This window comes from Gloeothece verrucosa PCC 7822 (assembly GCF_000147335.1).
GTDB lineage: Bacteria > Cyanobacteriota > Cyanobacteriia > Cyanobacteriales > Microcystaceae > Gloeothece > Gloeothece verrucosa.
Genome location: NC_014501.1, coordinates 4,061,143 through 4,080,328, shown reverse-complemented (window position 1 = coordinate 4,080,328; position 19,186 = coordinate 4,061,143). Strand labels below are relative to the sequence as shown.

Below are 19,186 nucleotides of genomic sequence, written 5' to 3'. Positions count from 1 at the left end.
TCTCGTATTAACGAACTAGATCGAAGGAGATATCAGTCTTAGAGGGGATATTGGTCTTACGATCGATATCTTCAAACAGAGCATTAACGATCCAATTGAGGAGGTTGATCGCACCATTGTAACCGATAGTAGAATAACGATGTAAGTGATGGCGGTCAAAGATGGGGTAGCCAATGCGGATTAAAGGAATACCTGTATCGCGCCAGAGGTACTTACCATAAGAGTTACCGATTAAGAAATCAACGGGTTCGGTAAACAGTAATGAGCGCATATGCCAGAGGTCTTTACCACCCCAAACGGTTGCTTTTGAACCATAGGGAGAGGAAGCGAGTAATGCTTTAGCTTCTGCTTCAAATTCAGCGTTAGAGTTGTTCACTAGCACATGAACGGGTTCTACACCCATTTCTAACATGAATTGTAACATTCCCATTACGAGGTCTGGGTCGCCATAGATAGCGGCTGTCTTACCATGTAACCAAGCATGGCTATCGGTCATCGCGTCAACTGCGCGTCCTCTTTCGAGTTCTAATTCAGCAGGGATAGGATTACCGGTCAGTTCAGAAAGTCCCATTAAGAACTCATCTGTTCCTTTGACACCCCAAGGACGATAGGTAAAGGTTTTTTGTCCCCATTTTTCCTCGATATATTCCCGAGTTTTAACGGTGGGGTAGGTTTGTAGGGTGATGGTAGCTTCTGCGTTGATGGAATCAGCCCCTTCTTCTAAAGTTGTACCGCCTTGGTACATCTTGAATTCCCCATCGTTAGGAGAATCTAAATAGAGTTCATTGTCAGCTAAAATGGTCGCATCAACGCCCATAGCAGCAGTCAGGTGCTTTAATTCGCGCAGGTTGCCAATGTAGGTTTCAAACCCAGGAATAAAGTTAATTTTTCCGTTGGTGGTTTCTTTCTTCTTGCCTTCAGTCAGGTTGAGCAATATGGCTTTGAGCATATTGTCATAACCCACAATGTGGGAACCGACGAAAGACGGCGTATGAGCAAAAGGTACGGGGAAAGTTTCGGGAACAGACCCATCTTTTTTAGCCGCACCAATGAAAGCACCTAAGTCATCCCCGATAACTTCCGCCATACAGGTTGTACAAACGGCGATCATTTTGGGTTTGTAGAGGCTGTAGGCGTTCTCTAACCCTTCGATCATGTTTTTCAGTCCACCGAAAACGGCTGCGTCTTCTGTCATGGAAGAAGAAACGCCGCTAAAGGGTTCTTTGAAGTGACGGGTAAAGTGGGTACGGAAATAAGCCACACAACCTTGGGAACCATGAACGAAGGGGAGGGTTCCTTCAAAACCGACGGCGGCTAAAATAGCACCGAGGGGTTGACAAGCTTTAGCGGGGTTGATGGTGAGGGCTTCGCGAGCAAAGTTCTTTTCCCGATAATCCCAACTCTTAGTCCATTCGGCTATTTTTTCGACTTCTTCAGGAGAAGCCATGCCTTCTACAGCTTTCTTGTTTTCGAATAACTCTTGGTACTCTGGCTGATGGAATAATTCAACGTGGTCTTGAATTTTATCGATATTCTGAGACATTACTTGTACTCCGTTCTTGGTTGCGATAACTGATGTAGTGTAAGGGGGGTGTGGGGGGGAAGGGGGAAGGGAGAAAAGGGCAAGTTTTACAGAGAAATCTTATCCCTTTAACCCTTGGTTATCTTGGGCAGACCTTTACCCTTTACCCTTTGCCCAACTTTCTATTTTTTCCAAGGAGTCTTAATCAAGCCCCAGGTTGGATTATTCAACGCTAAGTCCATATCTTTAGCAAAGATAGCAAATCCATCATAACCGTGATAAGGACCAGAGTAATCCCAAGAGTGCATTTGACGGAAGGGTAAGCCCATCTTCTGGAAGACGTATTTTTCTTTAACACCAGAAGCCACTAAATCGGGTTTGAGTTCAGTAACGAACTTCTCAAACTCATAAGCGGTTACGTCATCATAAACGAGAGTTGCATCTTCGATATAATCGGTTGTCCGCTTGTAGTCGTCACCGTGAGCAAATTCATACCCAGTACCGATGATTTCCATGCCTAAATCTCTGAAGGCGGGAACCACGTGACGAGGACGTAAACCGCCCACCATCAACATCACTTTCTTACCTTGTAAGCGAGAAAGATATTTATCGAGGACATCTTGGGTTTGTTTTTGGTATTTAGCGATGACTTTCTCAGCATTTTCGCGGATGGTATCATCGAACAGATCAGCGATCGCTCTTAAAGAAGCGGCAATCTTGGTGGGTCCAAAGAAGTTATACTCGAACCAGGGGATACCATATTTTTCTTCCATGTGACGGCTGATGTAGTTCATCGAGCGGTAACAGTGGATGAGGTTGAGTTTGACTTTGGGGGTTTGCATCATTTCATTGATGGTTCCATCCCCAGACCATTGAGCCACAACGCGCAGGCCCATTTCTTCTAACAGAATGCGAGAAGACCAAGCGTCTCCACCGATATTGTAGTCACCGATGATGGCGACATCATAAGGAGTGGTTTCGATTTCTTCTGCGTCTGTGCGGCTGAATACCCAGTCACGAACAGCATCGTTAGCGATGTGGTGTCCTAAAGACTGAGATACACCTCGGAATCCTTCGCAACGGACGGGAACAACCGGCTTACCAGTGTCTTTGCTGGCTTTACGGGCGACTGCTTCAATGTCATCCCCAATTAGACCAATCGGACATTCAGACTGAATTGAAACCCCATTGTTGAGGGGGAACAACGTCTCGATTTCCGTCATGATCTTGGTGAGTTTTTTATCTCCACCAAAAACGATGTCGCGTTCTTGGAAATCGGAGGTAAAGTTCATGGTTCCAAAGGTATCTACCCCAGTGGTTCCGATGTAGTAGTTACGACGACCAGACCAAGAGTAGTAACCGCATCCTACGGGACCGTGAGAGATGTGGATCATGTCCTTGATAGGACCCCAAACCACCCCTTTAGATCCTGCATAAGCACAACCACGAGCGGTCATTACCCCAGGAGCAGACTTGATGTTAGATTTTACACCGCAGTCTGACTTACCTTCTTCGTAAACATTGAGGTGTTTTGCCCGTTTTTTAGCTAACTTCTCAGGATACTCGTCTAGAACTTCCTGAATTAACTGCTTCCTGTCCTCTACCGTTGACATAGTGTTCCTCAGTTTCGATGGTGACAATAAAAAGGATCGGGGAAATTGAGTTAACAGTTAACAGTAATCAGTTAACAGTTAACAGTTTTTAGTTTTGCAGTTAACAGTTTTTAGTTTTGCAGTTAACAGTTTTTAGTTTTGCACTGTTAACTGTTAACTGTTAACTGTTTACTAATTACTTAGCGTTGAGAGACTTGGTCAGCGCTTGCTGTGCCATGTCAGCTTCCATTACTTTCTTGTACTCTTCATCAGAACCTAATAGACCGTAGTTGATCAGCAGTTCTTCGAGGGTATCATTGTCGATCGGAGTGGGGATAGTCAGTTTGGTATTTTCTTCGATCTTCTTAGCCAAAGCGCGATACTCATCAGCTTGTGGGTGATCGGGAGAGTATTGAATAACGGTCATCCGACGTAATTCAGCTTCTTGTACCTGCTTAGAACGAGGTACGAAGTGAATCATCTGAGTATTTAAGCGATCCGCTAACTCTTCAATGAGGTCAATTTCACGGTTAACGTTACGGCTGTTACAGATTAAGCCCCCTAAGCGAACACCGCCAGTATGGGCATATTTTAAGATGCCTCGGGCAATGTTGTTCGCAGCATACATCGCCATCATTTCCCCAGAGGTAACGATGTAGATTTCTTGTGCTTTTCCTTCACGGATAGGCATAGCGAAACCACCGCAAACAACGTCCCCTAATACGTCGTAGGATACGAAATCTAGGTCTTCGTAAGCTCCTTCTTCTTCAAGGAAGTTAATCGCGGTAATAATCCCACGACCGGCGCATCCTACACCAGGCTCAGGACCACCAGATTCTACGCACTTGATATCTGCGAACCCTTGGAGTAATACATCTTCGAGTTCTAGGTCTTCAACAGCACCCCGTTCTGCGGCTAAGTGGAGAACAGTTACTTGCGCTTTGGTGTTGAGGATCAAGCGAGTAGAGTCAGCTTTCGGGTCACAACCAACAATCATGATGCGGTTGCCGTTTTGAGCCATCCCTGCTAAGGTATTTTGAGATGTGGTAGATTTACCAATACCGCCTTTACCGTAGAATGCTATTTGTCGCATGGTTGATTTCTCGCTTAGTCTAGTTTAGAGTTTGATGAACTTGGAAAGTTCAAGTAGAGATAAAATAGAATGTCGATTGTTGGCCCAGTAGAGGTGAAAGAGTTTAAAGGATATTCAGTTTAACCTTTGTTCTCGTTCCACTTATCAGCCTTTCAATCTCTGTGTTAATTGGATTTCCCAAGGAAACACAGGTGAATAGATCTAGGGTTGTTAGTTTAATACAGCGTTGGGGAAAAGTTCACTATGATTTTTGAGATTTATTGAGCAACTATGGTTTAATCATAGTTTTTCTTTAATCATGGCAATCATAGTCACTTTTGGGGATGAAAGCGATGCTCAAGGGGGCGAACGCTCTCGGTTTTTGCCATTGTTTAACATATTAGGTTTGATTGAGTTTAATGATTTAAGTTGATGAAAATGCTTTATACAGCTTGAACCACTAAGGCGGGATCAATTAACTCTTTGAGCTTGGCTTCAATGGCGATTTTTAGGGTTGCAGTGCTACCAGCACAAGAGCCACAAGCTCCTTTTAGAACGACTTTAACTATCTCTCCTTCGAGATCATAGAGTTCTACATTTCCGCCATCAGCCATTAAAATCGGTCTGACTTCTTGTTCTAAAACTCGTTCGATCAGTTGGATTTTTTTGATGTTGGTTAGTTGTTTGAACCCGTTAGTATTATTCTCTTTAGCGGTTACCACGTTGGTCGCGGCTTCTACGGCTTTTGTTCTTTCTGTAGCCACTTCTTTGAGAATGTCATCGATATCGGCTAAACAAGAACTACAGCCACCACCCGCTTTAACATAGTTGGTTACTTGAGAAATGGTCGTCAAGTCATTTTCGATAATGATTCGGCGAATTTTTGTATCTGTAACCCCGAAACACTTACAAATTAATGCTCCTTCTTCCTCTTCATGAGTGGCTAGGGGAATGCCTTTGTAACTGAAGACTGCCGCTTCTAGCGCTTCCTGTCCCATCACAGAACAGTGCATTTTTTCTTCGGGTAAGCCGCCTAAATATTCGGCAATCTCTCTATTGGTCAATTTTAAAGCCTCATCTACGGTTTTCCCTTTGAGTAACTCTGTTAGGGCTGAAGAAGAAGCGATAGCAGAAGCACAGCCGAAAGTTTGGAAACGAGCATCTAATATGATTTGAGTAGCTTCGTCAACTTTTAAATGGAGTCGGAGAGCGTCTCCACAAGCAATACTTCCTACTTCTCCTGTAACAATTTTTTCGCCTTCTTTCTTCTCGGTAATCGTCCCTTGGTTTCGGGGATTGTAGAAGAATTCCATTACCTTATCTGTATATTCCCACATATCGATTCAAAAGTCAATACTCTAAGGGCAAATTTGTGATTAATTTAAGATTTATCGAGACAAGACAGATTTTTCCTGTTCTTGAAGCCACTGCGCGTTATCACTGTTAAAAGGAGACAGTGCGCGGAGACGATCGATAATGGTGGGCAAAATTTCCAGCACCCGATCAATCTCGGCTTGAGTGGTATAACGAGATAAACTAAAACGAATAGACCCGTGCAGTACACTATAGGGCAGTCCCATTGATCGCAGGACATGGGAGGGTTCTAAAGAGCCTGACGTACAGGCAGAACCAGAGGAGGCACAGATCCCATGTTGATCGAGAGACAGAAGAATCGCTTCACCTTCTATGTATTTAAAACCGATATTACTGGTATTAGGAAGACGTTGGAGGGGATGACCATTAACAGCAGTATCTGGAATAATAGCTAAGATAGTTTGTTCGAGATAATCTCTTAACTGTTGTTCGAGTCCTACATTAATCAGATGAGACTCGGCCAATTCTGCCGCTTTTCCTAAAGCCACAATACCTGGGACATTTTCGGTTCCGGCTCTGCGTCCTCGTTCTTGGTGTCCACCAATCAATAAAGGACGAAAGATCGTTCCGCGACGCACATATAGGGCACCAATACCTTTAGGAGCATGAATTTTATGACCACTGAGGGTCAGTAAATCGATGGTGCTAGTTTTCATATCGAGGGGAACTTTTCCCACAGCCTGAACGGCATCAACATGAAAGATTGCACCGCGTTCTTTAGCGATAGAACCAATACGCTCGATGGGAAAGATTACGCCAGTTTCATTATTGGCATACATAACCGACACAAGAGCGGTATTGCCAGTAATAGCGGCTTCTAATTCATCGAGATCGATTAATCCTTGGGAATCAACGGAAAGATAGGTAACGCTGTAGCCCTGCTTTTCCAGGAGTTTACACAAATTGAGGACAGCCGCATGTTCAACAGCAGTCGTAATAATATGGCGTTTATCCGGTTGAGCGGCAAGAGCGGCGCGAATAGCTGCATTATCTCCTTCCGTTCCACAACTGGTAAAAACGATTTCTGAGGCTTCTGCACCGAGTAGAGAAGCGATTTGCTCTCTGGCAGTTTTTACGGCTTTGCCTACTTGTCCGCCAAACGAGTGCATACTCGATGGGTTGCCGTAATATTGAGTTAGATAAGGCAACATTGCCTCTAAGACTTCTTCACTGACTTGTGTTGTGGCATTGTTGTCGAGATAAATACAGTCTCTCATCGCACTTTTCCCGTTGCTATCAGTAATACAATTGCGTTAAATCATCGATTGGGATAAAAGACTTGTGAGCTTCGATGAATAAGTATCAAACCAATGTTGCCAATAGCCGGTTTGATCGCCGCTTTTGAGTCGTTGCATCAGGTAGTTATAACGAGCAAACCAGCTATCCCAGTAGGGTGAAACCTCGCTTTTGAGGGCTTGCGGCACCCAAGTCGGTTCAGGCGTAATTGAGGCGGCACTGGGAATACAGCCGCCATTGGTGGGACAAATTGAGGCACACTGTGGTGTTCCATGATAACCGACACAATCATTACAGAGAGTAGAGTCAATTAGGAGTAGTCCGTCAACTTTTTGGATAGCTCCGGTGGGACATTGTACATAGCAGCGATCACAGCCGATGCAATTATTGGTGATGGTATAACTCATAACTCTACTCCTCTGATTTAATGATGGTGTGTGATTATCGGGTGAATTTATGCCTGAACTCGCTCAAGGGACTCTTTAGTGAGATACAGTTGATAGAAGTCGAGGGCAGCAGCATCGATAGTGTCAAAAGCCTCGTAGGGTTCTATACCAGCAGAGCGCAATTCTTCTTTAGGACAAGAACCGATCTTAGAAACCAGAACCCCTTTGCAATCAGCAATTGCTTTAATGATATACTCTAGGGTTGCCTCTTCGCCGTAGCCACTTTGACAATAATGATCGATTTTGCGGTGTCCGACGTATTTAACTTCAGTTCCATCAACTTCATAAACTTGGAACTCTTTAGCATGGCCAAAATGTTGATTGACTAAGCCGCCTCCCTTAGTAGCTACTGCTACCAAGATTTTTGGGGTTTTAACTGCTTCGTTATGAAGCGCTTTACGAATCGCTTTAACCGTTTGAGCTTCGGCGCGGATTTTTTCAATCCCGGCATGAACTTCTTGACGAACTCCTAGGTCATACTCGGGAGTCATTTCTAGGAATTTATCCTTGGTGAATTCCTGAGAGCGGTCTTCTCCAAGGAGTCCTACAGCATCCGCACGACACTGACGGCAATGGCGCATCATTTTCATGTTGCCAGAGCAACTATCTTGAACGGCTTTGAGTTCTTTAGGAGTGGGACCACGTTGTCCGGTCAACCCGAAGTGAGTACCGTGTTCAGGAGCCGAAATGAGGGGCATAATGTTGTGAATAAATGCTCCTTTAGAGCGGATCACTTCATTGACCTCTTGTAGGTGATGATCATTAATTCCCGGAATCAGCACCGAGTTAACTTTGCAGAGAATATCTGCTTCTCTTAGCGCCTCTAGTCCTTCCATTTGGCGCTCGTGTAAGATTTTAACTCCTTCTATACCGGTATAACGTTTGCGATTATATCGTACCCAAGGATAGATTTTTGTCCCTATCTCAGGGTCGATCATGTTAATGGTGATGGTGACGTGATCGACATTGAGTTCTTTAATACGATCTATGTAGTCCGGTAGCATTAAGCCGTTGGTGGACAAACATAATTTAATATCTGGAGCTTTGTCAGCGACTAGCTCAAAGGTCCGAAAAGTTTGTTTTGGATTTGCCAAAGGATCGCCAGGGCCTGCTATACCCAGAACGGTCATTTGAGGGATTTTGCCGGCAATTACTAAAACTTTGTGAGCCGCTTCTTCGGGGGTTAGCACTTCACTAACTACGCCGGGACGGCTTTCATTGGCACAATCATATTTGCGATTGCAATAGTTGCATTGAATGTTACAGGCAGGGGCAACAGCCACGTGCATCCGCGCATAATGATGGTGCGCTTCTTCGCTGTAACAAGGATGCTTTTCAATACGTTCTAAGATTTTCTCATCAGTAACGGCTTGGGTAGTAGGCCCGCAACCACAGCCTTTGTCGGCTTTGATAGAGTTGATCTTATTGTCACTCGTTGGTGTGTTTGTCGTCTTCAACATTGAATTCCGTGATTCTTATGAGTTGGAGAGTTGAACATCGTGCCTTTCATCAATTCAACTATTATGAATTTTTGAAAGAGCCTAACGGCTCACTGCCGACTAATTTGTTAGACTGTTATGTTGACGTTAACTGGTAGCATCCAGAGCCATCTTTCTCATTCCCTAGGGAGGGAGCTAGATTTAACATTTGTTTAAACTTTCTCTGGATGTTACTTTCAGTTATAACATCCCCCTTGTTGGACTCAAGAAAACTAGGTCGTGGTTCAAACTGATTGAATTACTTAGCAATGTACTCAATGATCAACCTTCGTATTTATACGGTTTCTAGCCTTCAAAAAAATTTTTTGAGGCTGGAGGACAAGTATTTTTTTGATGAGGCTTAGGTATTTTATGATCAGGTGACGGGGATTTATGCACTCAGGCTCAAGCCCAGGCCAGATAAAGGATTGACTGCTTTATTTCCTCTCCTCAAAATGACGATGAGGCTGCACTCAAATGACTAAAAAAAAACTGGAGTCAGCGTCTTGCTGCTTCCCCAGTGCTGTCACGGAATTCAATTCTGTATCTAATGTAACATATTTATCCGGATAGACAAGTAAGATGTTTACCAAGAGGAAGAAAAAAACTTGGAAACCTCCAATTGATAAGGGTTTAGCTCACTGTTGAGCGAGGAATAGATGAGTTGATCATCACTCATGCTCGGCGAGAGGCTAAAATGCCGTCAAACCTTCCACCAGCAAGGGGTTGACCTTGAGTCCACAAATACTAATCCCCTACTGGAAAAATACCCTAACCCCCAAGAAAAAATAATAGTCCCCCTACCCCAAAATTTTTTTTAAGCTATCCTTGTGCCATTGTCTCAGCGTTGATTGTAGTCTTGAGTACCCTCTAAATAAATTCAATCAATTTAACTGAGTGAAGCTGACCTAGAAAAAAATCAAGGCTTGATATAAGCATTAGAATTGCACCCATTTTAATTGGCTAATTAAAATTTGAATGTTTGGACTTATCTCTCTAGAAGCAAATCGCCATCATCACCGAGCCGCTCAAACCAAGAGTGCGGAACTCGTTCCGCACCCCACTGAGTCCTGCAAATTAGGCGCAGGCCATAGCCAAATTGGCCCTCAGTCAGGGATGATAGCAAAAGACGAGGACACTTGTCCGAAAGAAAGTTTTCTGTCTCAAATTCCCAAGGCTTTCTCGAATATTGCCCAAACCCTAAGGAGTGATTTTCAAATTATTTTTGAGCGAGACCCAGCCGCCAGAAATTGGTTAGAAGTGTTATGCTGTTATCCAGGATTACACGCTTTAGTGCTGCATCGACTTGCTCATGGGCTGCATCAGCAAAAAATCCCCTTTTTTCCCCGTTTTATCTCGCATTTAGCACGGTTTTTCACCGGCATTGAAATCCATCCAGGGGCAACCATTGGACGGGGCGTATTCATCGATCACGGAATGGGTGTAGTAATTGGTGAAACCGCTATTGTAGGAGACTATTGCCTGATTTACCAAAATGTTACCCTCGGGGGGACAGGGAAAGAAACCGGCAAACGCCATCCCACCTTGGGAAATCATGTAATTGTTGGTACAGGAGCAAAAGTTTTAGGAAACATTGAAATTGGCAGTCAAGTTCGCATTGGTGCTGGTTCGATCGTTTTGCGAAATGTTCCCAGTGATTGCACCGTTGTAGGAATCCCTGGTAGAATTATTTCTCGCAAAGAACACGCGCCGCTTGAACATGGGAAACTCCCTGATGTGGAAGCATCCGTAATTCGCTCATTGTTAGATCGAATTGAGCAATTAGAACAAAAACTACAAAATTTTGTTGGCGATTCAACTATACTGAATTCTAGAGGGGAAAAACCCCAGGGTATTACTCCTACTTCAGTAGAAAGCATTTTTTCTCAGTCGTTGACTTCAGAACAAGAGTTTTTAATCTGTGAGTTACCCAAAGAATTTTTGAGAGACAATTCTCAGCTTCAGGAAAATTATCAGGCTTCTTCTCACTCTAATTCGGCAACAGTGATCTAGCTGATGTAATTAACTGTTATTGCTAACAGCGAAAAGCTCAAGTTACTGAACTGGTTTGCTTCAAGGACAACCTTGCTCACACTATTCACGGTGCTCTCATGGAATCCAATTCAATTCTTAATCAATTTTATGAATTTTTACAGGAGGATTTGTTCCTCTCGAGTGCTGAACTGGCTGTGGTGCGAAATCAGCAGCATTCTGTCACTTCTTTAACCAATTTACCAATGCTTCTGTGGCAATATGGTTTAGTATCTCTAGAACAACTCCAACGAGTTCTGGATTGGTTAGATCACCAAACCTTGCTAAATCTACTCTAACCGCTATTGTTGGGAATAAAGGGATGAGTCATATTCAAATTAATGATACTACTTTACGGGATGGAGAGCAATCAGCAGGAATTGCTTTTACAGTTAGTGAAAAAGTAGCTTTAGCGACTATAATGGATGCGATCGGCATTCCTGAACTCGAAGTGGGAACTCCAGCCATGGGAGGAACCGAAGCTCAGGCAATTACCGAAATGACTCGTTTAGGATTACGATGTTCTCTACTTGGCTGGAATCGAGCCTTGCGCTCAGATATTGAAGCCTCAATCGCTTGTGGCCTCAAACGGGTTCATATTTCGATTCCCGTCTCAGATATTCAAATCAAAGCTAAATTTGGCGGCAATTGTCGTTTCGTTGGCGAGCGGCTGCGAGATAGTATTCACTTTGCTTTAGATCAAGGTTTATATGTGTCTATTGGGGGCGAAGACTCCTCAAGAGCCGATGAATCTTTTTTAATCGATATTGCTCTTTCTGCCCAAGATTGGGGGGCTTCTCGATTCCGTTTTTGTGATACGGTGGGCATTCTTGATCCAGTGACTACGGGTCAGAAAGTGAGTAAATTGGTGAAAGCTTTGTCTATCCCCGTAGAAATGCACACCCATAATGATTTTGGATTAGCCACCGCCAATGCACTTGCCGGATTGCAAGCGGGTGCTACCTCAGTTAACACCACAGTCAATGGTTTAGGGGAAAGAGCCGGCAATGCCGCTACTGAAGAAGTGGTGATGGCCCTTAAGCGGCTTTATGAGATCGATTTAAACCTTGATACTCGTCGGTTACGCGAACTGTCCCAATTAGTGGCGGCGGCTTCAGGTCATCCGGTTGCCCCTTGGAAAGCCATTGTGGGAAAAAATGTTTTTGCTCATGAATCGGGTATTCATGTTCATGGTGTACTGCAAAATCCGGCCACTTATGAACCCTTTGCCCCTGAAGAAGTGGGTATCCAACGACAACTGGTAGTCGGTAAACATTCCGGACGACATACGGTGTCTTCTCTTCTACAACAACATGGAATTACTTTAACGAAAGAAGAAACTCAATCGGTTTTAGATCGAGTACGGAATCTTTCAGTAGAAGTAAAACGGGGTTTAACCGTAGAAGAATTACTCAATTTAGTGTCAACTCATTAAGGAGAACTTAGATGGGACTCTATAACCCCGGTGAAGTAGAAATCAATGACCCCCCGATATATGAAATCGAGGAAAAAGTCCGCATTCGTAAAGTCTTACGGAATGATGGCACGTTTCCAGGCAAAGAAATAGGAGAAGTTTTAGCCAAAAAAGGCGATATCGGCTACGTTGTCAGTATAGGAACCTATTTACAAAGTTACTACATCTATGCTGTGCATATCCTCGAAAGAGGTGTTGTAGTGGGTTGTCGCTACAAAGAAATAGAAGCTGTTGACTAAATTCATCTATTAATCGGAGGTTACTTCAAAATGAAAGTTATTCTAAGCCGCACTTCAGATGGGAATTTATCGGTATATGTTCCTAAAAAAGATTTAGAAGAAGTCGTGGTCAGCAACACAGACGTACCCGACGGAACAGTATTGACATTAGCTAACGGTTGGGAATTAGCTTTTTCTCGCCTGGCTAATGACATTCAGTTGCCTCAAACCCTTGAAGCCAAAAAGCTTTAAGCGGCAACTGCCTTTACACCCCAACTCTACCTTCATTTGTAAGGAGGTTTTATTATGCTGAAAGCATCGGACATCATGACTCAAGACGTGGCCACTATTAAAGGTTCTGCCACTGTAGCTGAAGCAGTCAAATTGATGAAGTGGAAAGAATTACGAGCGCTCATCGTTGAGACTCGTACTCCACAAGATGCGTATGGCATTGTTACCCATACGGATATTATTACCAAGGTAGTTGCCTATGGTAAGGACCCTGAAAAACTACGAGTTTACGAAATCATGACTAAGCCTTGCATCGTGGTCAATCCCGATCTAGGTGTAGAATATGTAGCTCGTTTATTTGCTAATACCGGCATTCGCATTGCTCCGGTTATTCAAGGGGAATTACTGGGTATTATTTCGGAAAGTGATATCCTCTACAAGGGTGACTTCTTAGAAAATCCCAAACAGCCTCTGTTACAGCGACAATTGGCGGCAGCCATTGAAGAAGCTCGCAATCTGGCGGCGAGTTATGGTCCGACTTCCAAGCAATGTCTTGACGCTTGGGCCTTAGCTGATGAATTAGAGGCCGAAGCTGTTTATCAAGCAGGAGTCGTTCCTCCTGAAAAAACAGCTTTCCAAATCTTCTGTGACGAATATCCCGAAGTTTTACAAATTCATCATAAAGAGTTAGCGGCTGTCTAAGCTGATAGCTCTGGTGAGTTGTAGCGTTAAATGAGTTACAGAATGACTCGACTGTTATTTTAGTTCTGTTAGGCTATTAAAAGAATAACCGAAAGTTCTAGATAACGACTAAGAGGATAATTTAGATGAGAGCGGCAGGGTTAATCCTTTTGAACTGATGCCGTTCTCTTTTCCTGTTTTCTAGTAAATATTTTAATCAAATGCAAGCACTGTTTTTGTAGAAAGGAACACGCTTTAGCAAAAATGTTTTTTGAGTGAGGTGAATAGGATCACTAATTTTGTAGGGAGCGTTACAGGCACGTTTTCGCACCGCACTATTTTATATTTAACTGCTATAAAAAAAATGAGCAATGTAGGGTGGGTTAGGCGGCGATAACTGAATACCAACACTTTTTTATCAATCCGCCGTAACCCAACACCAAAAGCTTTGGCACAAAAAATACATTTTTCCCCATGATGACGAGAGAACCGTATATACATGGTTGGGAGTATGGTATATACATGGATGTTACAAAACTTTAGATCATGTTCAATTTTCTATTTATTATCTCTTCCCCCATTCTAGAAGACTAAAACCTGTACAATACTAATTGAAGAATTATCAGCCTAGAAATTCGTTTCATCCTCGCGCTTGCCGTAAAATGACGATCATCTCTCTCGAAGAAGCCCAAGCCAAACTCCCCGAACTGATTTACAATCTCAAACCCGGGGAAGAATTATTGATTACCGACAAGGATCGCCTACTGGCCAAATTAATCGGGCAAACACCAATAGCACCCCAACGTCCAGGCCCTGGACTGTGTAAAGGAATGATTACCATTGTGGCTGATGACGAAGAACACTTGCAAGATTTTGGTGAGTATCAGCCTTGAAATACCTAATCGATAGCCATACTCTGCTTTGGTACACCCTTAACGAATCACCCCTCAGTAGCACCGCCCATCAGCTAATTATTAACCAAAATAACGAAATATTAATCAGCCCAGTATCCTATTGGGAAATTGCCATCAAAATCAGCATAGGTAAACTCACTCTACATCAACCTTACAAGGATTTTATTGATGTATGTCTTAACCAATATCAATTTAATATCCTTGCTATCACACCAGAACACACTGATGCTGTGATCACCCTTCCTTTTTATCATAAAGATCCCTTTGATCGCCTACTGGTTGCTCAAGCAATCGTTGAAAAAATTCCGATTATTAGTGTAGATACTGCATTGGATCATTATGGCATTCAACGTCTTTGGTAATGCGGCTGCGCCTGATCTTATAGTAAGGCACCGCTTTAACTAAAAAATGGCTCTCTCGTCATTATGGAGAAAAACATATTTTTTGTGCCAAAGCTTTTGGTGGTGGGTTACGGCGGATTGATCAAAAAGTGTTGGTTTTTGATGTTATCGCCGCCTAACCCACCCTACAGGGCGGTCAATGGGGCGATTTCTGGTATAATAATGGATCTTTTGCTGCCGCATTAAATATGGATGGGTTTTACTGTAATTTTACCTCTTATATTCATGCAGATAATCGGGATACTGTTGCCGAGGCACTGATTGAGGTGCTTGTGAAAGAACCAGATTGTTATCTTCTTCCACAACTTCCTGATTTAAAATTCGATCTTGAACAATTATCACATCTTAGAATAGGGGAGCGACCTCCTTTATTAATAGTCGGCTTAGGGATTGGGCGATCTGGCTGGACAGTTGTCAAAACTTATCCGAATGAATGGTTATTTCTACGCGCTCCCGGTACGGATCACCCTCGATTATCGACTTTAGCAATGCAACTGGGATGTGAAGCTTTTTTCTATCGGGTAATGCACGATGAAGATGGTGTTCTACTAGAGGTTGACAGGACAGGAAATTTTCGATTTGACACATCTTTTGAGCCTCAATTCTCTCTAATAGAAGTTCCCGGATCATTTCAAGTCGCCATACGAGTCAATCAACAGCCAGAAATTTATGAATTCGCCGAAGGTGATGCCGAACGGATCGATATTGCTCTAGCCAAGACAATTGACCTCTATCAAGGTCGTTGGTACTGCTATGATTTATTTAAAGAAGTTTATTCTAATTGGAAAGAACTAGAACAGACGAACATCAAACTTTTAGGCTTCCAACTTCCCAATAATTATCTTAAAACTCTTCCTAAATATACCCCAGAATATAATGAGGATGATGAACCCTTCTAATGCCTGCTTAAAATAGGAATTTTCATTAGATAGCCCGAACAACTGGTAAGGAAAAAGTTTGGGCACAGCGCGGTTGGGCTAATTAGAGGGGAAGTATTTACGGAAAAAGAGGGCTGATAGCTTTGAAGTTTTAATTGCATAATAATCAAGCCAAAATTTTCAACAAAAATGAAGTTTTATTGCCTTGTGTAAACCTTGGCGGTAATTTAAGGCTGTAGGCCACTTTTCACCAATGCTTATAAAAGACGCAATAACCTCAAATAATTTGAAAAATATGAGCTTGATCCTAATTTTTAATTGTAATCTATTTTAATTTAGGTAAAAGGCGATCGCAAAAAAACAGCGTTCCTGAAGCCACACATAAAGGAATGGTGACTAAATTCAACAGAGGAATACTCACTAACCCTAAACAAACTAAACTAAACCCCGCACTAGCGGGTAAAGTGGCAAATATCATCTTTAATTTGCGGCGAAAGCGTAAACGGCGACGTTCTAAAGGTGCATCCAGAAAGTCCAGACAGACAATGATTGCTGTAAGAGTAATGCCGCCAACAGTAGAAATTAAAGTTCCTATACCTGGGAAAAAATTGGCCAGTAATAAAGGAATTCCCACAAAGGCCACTAATACCAGCTTTTTTAATTCAAATAAAATTGCTCGCCCAATATCTCGAATAATTCCCACTTCAACCGTTTCGACTTTACCGGTTTTTAGTTTTTCTAATTGTTCGGACAGTTTTCCATACCAAGGAGCGCCTAATAATGTCCCAAACTGAGCAAAGATAAAACCGGTAATAATAAATAGAATAATATTTAGCAGCAAATCTAATATAAGTCCCAATCCGACAATAAGGTATTCTAGAATACTTAACCAGGCGGGAAGGTTAGCAATGGCTTTATCTACCCATCCAGATAAGTTTACTATCCAAGTTTGTACGATTTGCCAGCCAAAAAAGACTAAGCCGCCATATAGCGTAATGAGTAAAAAAATATTGACTAAAATGGGAACAATGAGATAATTCCATAGTCTAGGGTTTTTTTTAAAAAGAGTCAGAGCGCGAAAAGGATAACTAGCGCCGCTTAATAAGCCAAATCCACTTAATATCTGTAGCATTTTCCGAAAAAATTGATCCTGAGTTTATTGTATCTTATTGGATAACAGGTTATTTTGAAAGAAGTAATGAAAGTCTATCTTAAGGATGATATTCTTTGTATTCATTATGAGGATTTACCGAGTTATAAAAAAGGCGGTTCTGTGGTTCGTAATAGCTATTTTTGGGCTTTGAAATCTATTGCTTGTTATGCTAGAAAAGGGGCTGATTGGGAATTTGATCAGCCGGTTTGGGTGGCGTTGTCTCGGATGTTGTTATCTTTTACTGAGTCGGGTTATTTGGGTTATTCTGAGACGATTCTAGAGTTTCCTATTGATACTCAAATTCCGGAGGTTTTACGCTCGGTTTCCACTTGGTTATAGGTTAATATTTTGGGGCCAGGCCAAGCCGCCAAGCCGCCAAGAAGAACGCAAAAGGTTTGTCTTTTAGGATATTAGGTTTTTTGTATATTGGAAATTATTTTATTTGTTTAATGAATCGGCAAGGGTTTCCGACAGCAACGGTATTTGGGGGGATATCTTTTGTGACAACACTTCCTGCACCAATGGTTGTATTTTCTCCGATTTTCACTCCGGGTAATATAATACTTCCTCCACCGATCCAAACGTTATCTCCAATTTCTATGGGATAAGCCATTTCTTTGCCGGCTATTCTATCAGCAATATTAACCGGATGTGTTGCGGTATATACTTGTACATTAGGGGCAAATAGGACATTATTCCCTATTTTAACAATATTGCAATCTAGAATAATACAACCAAAATTAGCATAAAAATTTTCGCCTATTTTTATATTATAGCCATAATCACATCGAAATGGCGATTCTATTAAGCAATTTTTCTTCGTTTGAAAAAGTTCTTGTAGTATTTTATTTCTTTCGTCCACAGGAGCATCGGGAATATCATTAAGTTGTTTACATAATTTTTTGGCTCGTTCTCTATCTCTAACTAATTCTTCGTCGAAGGAGTTATAATATTCTCCTGCCAGCATTTTTTCTTTTTCGTTCATGGGATTAATTTATATACATCAATGCCTTGATAAGCTAATATGAAAACACCTGAATCAATATAGGTTTTAATTAAAGTCACTCTGTTTCGCCTCGTCGTTGGGCAATTTCTTGTTCTATTCCTTCCCAATCAAGGAGTTTAATCTTTCCTTCAGCTATCGCTTTATTTCGGATTTGCCATAATTTTTTCCCTAATTCGGTTTTAGGGTGATAAGATGATTCTGATTCAGAGGAATTTGATTGAATTGACTTAATAAATTCTAAAACCTGTAGCTGTTTGTCAGTGGGTAAAGTTCGCCAGGTTTCAAGAAGAATTTGTTCGTTAGTCATTAGTCTTTTTCCTATATATAGCTTTTCTCCCATTAATGATTATATTTAATTATATTTCTTATTGCCGCTTGCCACTTGCCAAATTTATAGCGTCTCTCTGGCAAAAAAAGAACATCTTTACTAAATCCAGAGATTTTTTGAAAATAATGTTATTAATACAAGCGCTTACTCCCTGTTGCGCCAAGATAGAAAGATAGATAGCTAATTTATCCCTAAGTTTTCATCTTTGAGAGAATAGGAAAAAAAGACTTGTACAGGCTTAGAATCAAAAGCGGATGTCATCATATCATGAGAGGTAAACTAAATTAGCTAGAGCTATTTAGCTATATGGCCTCATTTTTGGGAAATTGTCTTTAACAAGCACCTTTGCGGCTAAAGATCACCCCTACTGTCTGCCAAATTAAGAATAGATCATATTGAATAGACCATTTATACTGATAATCTAGGTCCATTTGCACAATATCTTCAAAATTTTTGATATTTGAACGACCTTTAACCTGCCATTCTCCGGTTAACCCAGGTCTAACCTTTAGACGAGAGAAATGATGAGGTTTATAGTTAGCCACTTCGGTGACGGTGGGAGGACGAGTTCCCACTAGACTCATATCTCCCCATAAAACATTCCAAAATTGAGGAAATTCGTCTAGACTGGTGCGTCTGAGGAATCTACCCACCCGAGTCACTCGTGGATCGCATTCATTTTTGAAGATTTGACCTTGAGCTTGGTTAGGGACAAGATGCTGTTTTTGGTCAGCATCGACGATCATTGAGCGGAATTTCCAGATGACAAAGGGTTTTGCATTTAATCCACAGCGTTTTTGACGATACAAAACCGGACCCGGATCATCTAACTGCATAGCGATCGCAATGGGAATAAAAAGAATGGCCGTGATCGCAAGACCGACAATAGCGCCGAAAATATCAATAATGCGTTTGGTCTTACTGTAAACCGAAGCATGAGTCAATTCATGAACATGGAACTTCTTCGCTTGTACCTTATGCTTGGAAGAACTTAGACAAAAAAAGTTTAATCTAGGTGTGCTAATCACAATTACTGAGAAACTTAGTTAAAACAAAGGTTTTTTCGCCACTATTATGCAATTTATTTGGCCAATTGTCATCTCTTGAGCTAACTTTTTTCAAAATTTTTAAATTTCTTTATGATTTTTACT

General features: G+C 41.9%; 20 protein-coding genes and 1 pseudogene. 10 read left to right on the top strand and 11 right to left on the bottom strand.

The annotated features are described in order from the left end of the window. Positions 1 to 7: 7 nt before the first annotated feature. From nifK to nifB, 7 genes are all read right to left on the bottom strand, one after another. A complete protein-coding gene (gene nifK, locus CYAN7822_RS17985; RefSeq protein ID WP_013323683.1) occupies positions 8 to 1,543 on the bottom strand; it encodes a nitrogenase molybdenum-iron protein subunit beta in 1,536 nt (511 codons plus the stop codon). Between the two features lie 161 nt (positions 1,544 to 1,704). Further along, positions 1,705 to 3,135, bottom strand: coding sequence for a nitrogenase molybdenum-iron protein alpha chain (nifD, locus tag CYAN7822_RS17980; RefSeq protein ID WP_013323682.1), 1,431 nt, complete (start codon positions 3,133 to 3,135; stop codon positions 1,705 to 1,707). Between the two features lie 175 nt (positions 3,136 to 3,310). Continuing rightward, positions 3,311 to 4,207 carry a nitrogenase iron protein gene (nifH, locus tag CYAN7822_RS17975; protein WP_013323681.1) on the bottom strand — a complete coding sequence of 299 codons (897 nt, stop codon included), beginning with the start codon at positions 4,205 to 4,207 and terminating at the stop codon, positions 3,311 to 3,313. A 422-nt stretch (positions 4,208 to 4,629) separates the two neighbouring features. Next, complete coding sequence (gene nifU, locus CYAN7822_RS17970) at positions 4,630 to 5,523, bottom strand: Fe-S cluster assembly protein NifU (protein ID WP_013323680.1); 894 nt, start codon at positions 5,521 to 5,523, stop codon at positions 4,630 to 4,632. A 51-nt stretch (positions 5,524 to 5,574) separates the two neighbouring features. Further along, a complete protein-coding gene (gene nifS, locus CYAN7822_RS17965; RefSeq protein ID WP_013323679.1) occupies positions 5,575 to 6,777 on the bottom strand; it encodes a cysteine desulfurase NifS in 1,203 nt (400 codons plus the stop codon). A gap of 36 nt (positions 6,778 to 6,813) precedes the next feature. Beyond that, on the bottom strand, positions 6,814 to 7,203 hold the full coding sequence (locus CYAN7822_RS17960) for a 4Fe-4S binding protein (RefSeq protein ID WP_013323678.1): 390 nt from the start codon (positions 7,201 to 7,203) through the stop codon (positions 6,814 to 6,816). Positions 7,204 to 7,250: 47 nt separating this feature from the next. Further along, a complete protein-coding gene (nifB, locus tag CYAN7822_RS17955; protein ID WP_013323677.1) occupies positions 7,251 to 8,702 on the bottom strand; it encodes a nitrogenase cofactor biosynthesis protein NifB in 1,452 nt (483 codons plus the stop codon). 1,134 nt (positions 8,703 to 9,836) lie between these two features. Between nifB and cysE the strand changes: the two are divergent. The 9 genes and pseudogenes from cysE to CYAN7822_RS17910 all read left to right on the top strand — a co-directional run. After that, positions 9,837 to 10,520 (top strand): annotated as a pseudogene (gene cysE, locus CYAN7822_RS17950) (serine O-acetyltransferase); the annotation flags it as partial. Positions 10,521 to 10,831: 311 nt separating this feature from the next. Next, a complete protein-coding gene (locus CYAN7822_RS17945) occupies positions 10,832 to 11,050 on the top strand; it encodes a DUF2949 domain-containing protein (protein ID WP_013323675.1) in 219 nt (72 codons plus the stop codon). 23 nt (positions 11,051 to 11,073) lie between these two features. Further along, on the top strand, positions 11,074 to 12,186 hold the full coding sequence (nifV, locus tag CYAN7822_RS17940) for a homocitrate synthase (RefSeq protein WP_013323674.1): 1,113 nt from the start codon (positions 11,074 to 11,076) through the stop codon (positions 12,184 to 12,186). 11 nt (positions 12,187 to 12,197) lie between these two features. Continuing rightward, complete coding sequence (locus CYAN7822_RS17935) at positions 12,198 to 12,464, top strand: nitrogen fixation protein NifZ (RefSeq protein ID WP_013323673.1); 267 nt, start codon at positions 12,198 to 12,200, stop codon at positions 12,462 to 12,464. A gap of 30 nt (positions 12,465 to 12,494) precedes the next feature. Next, positions 12,495 to 12,695 carry a putative nitrogen fixation protein NifT gene (nifT, locus tag CYAN7822_RS17930; RefSeq protein ID WP_013323672.1) on the top strand — a complete coding sequence of 67 codons (201 nt, stop codon included), beginning with the start codon at positions 12,495 to 12,497 and terminating at the stop codon, positions 12,693 to 12,695. Positions 12,696 to 12,749: 54 nt separating this feature from the next. Beyond that, a complete protein-coding gene (locus CYAN7822_RS17925; RefSeq protein WP_013323671.1) occupies positions 12,750 to 13,376 on the top strand; it encodes a CBS domain-containing protein in 627 nt (208 codons plus the stop codon). A gap of 641 nt (positions 13,377 to 14,017) precedes the next feature. Next, positions 14,018 to 14,248, top strand: a complete 231-nt coding sequence (locus CYAN7822_RS17920; protein ID WP_013323670.1) for a type II toxin-antitoxin system Phd/YefM family antitoxin — start codon at positions 14,018 to 14,020, stop codon at positions 14,246 to 14,248. Further along, on the top strand, positions 14,245 to 14,631 hold the full coding sequence (locus CYAN7822_RS17915) for a type II toxin-antitoxin system VapC family toxin (protein ID WP_013323669.1): 387 nt from the start codon (positions 14,245 to 14,247) through the stop codon (positions 14,629 to 14,631). Before CYAN7822_RS17920 ends, CYAN7822_RS17915 begins: the two co-directional genes overlap by 4 nt. Before the next feature lie 227 nt (positions 14,632 to 14,858). Further along, positions 14,859 to 15,569, top strand: coding sequence for a hypothetical protein (locus CYAN7822_RS17910; protein ID WP_013323668.1), 711 nt, complete (start codon positions 14,859 to 14,861; stop codon positions 15,567 to 15,569). Positions 15,570 to 15,873: 304 nt separating this feature from the next. Here the strand turns inward: CYAN7822_RS17910 and CYAN7822_RS17905 are convergent, their stop codons facing one another. Continuing rightward, positions 15,874 to 16,680, bottom strand: a complete 807-nt coding sequence (locus CYAN7822_RS17905) for an EI24 domain-containing protein (RefSeq protein ID WP_013323667.1) — start codon at positions 16,678 to 16,680, stop codon at positions 15,874 to 15,876. A gap of 66 nt (positions 16,681 to 16,746) precedes the next feature. Here CYAN7822_RS17905 and CYAN7822_RS17900 point away from each other — a divergent pair, with 66 nt between their 5' ends. After that, positions 16,747 to 17,040 (top strand): hypothetical protein, encoded by a 294-nt coding sequence (locus tag CYAN7822_RS17900; RefSeq protein WP_013323666.1) that lies wholly within the window; start codon positions 16,747 to 16,749, stop codon positions 17,038 to 17,040. A 94-nt stretch (positions 17,041 to 17,134) separates the two neighbouring features. On the opposite strand, the gene CYAN7822_RS17895 is transcribed toward CYAN7822_RS17900, so the two are convergent. The 3 genes from CYAN7822_RS17895 to CYAN7822_RS17885 all read right to left on the bottom strand — a co-directional run bounded on the left by CYAN7822_RS17895 (position 17,135) and on the right by CYAN7822_RS17885 (position 19,063). Further along, entirely contained in the window at positions 17,135 to 17,686 is a 552-nt protein-coding gene (locus tag CYAN7822_RS17895; protein ID WP_013323665.1) for a sugar O-acetyltransferase, read from the bottom strand. A 76-nt stretch (positions 17,687 to 17,762) separates the two neighbouring features. Then, entirely contained in the window at positions 17,763 to 18,014 is a 252-nt protein-coding gene (locus CYAN7822_RS17890; protein WP_013323664.1) for a hypothetical protein, read from the bottom strand. A 353-nt stretch (positions 18,015 to 18,367) separates the two neighbouring features. Continuing rightward, on the bottom strand, positions 18,368 to 19,063 hold the full coding sequence (locus tag CYAN7822_RS17885) for a sugar transferase (RefSeq protein ID WP_013323663.1): 696 nt from the start codon (positions 19,061 to 19,063) through the stop codon (positions 18,368 to 18,370). Positions 19,064 to 19,186 lie beyond the last annotated feature (123 nt).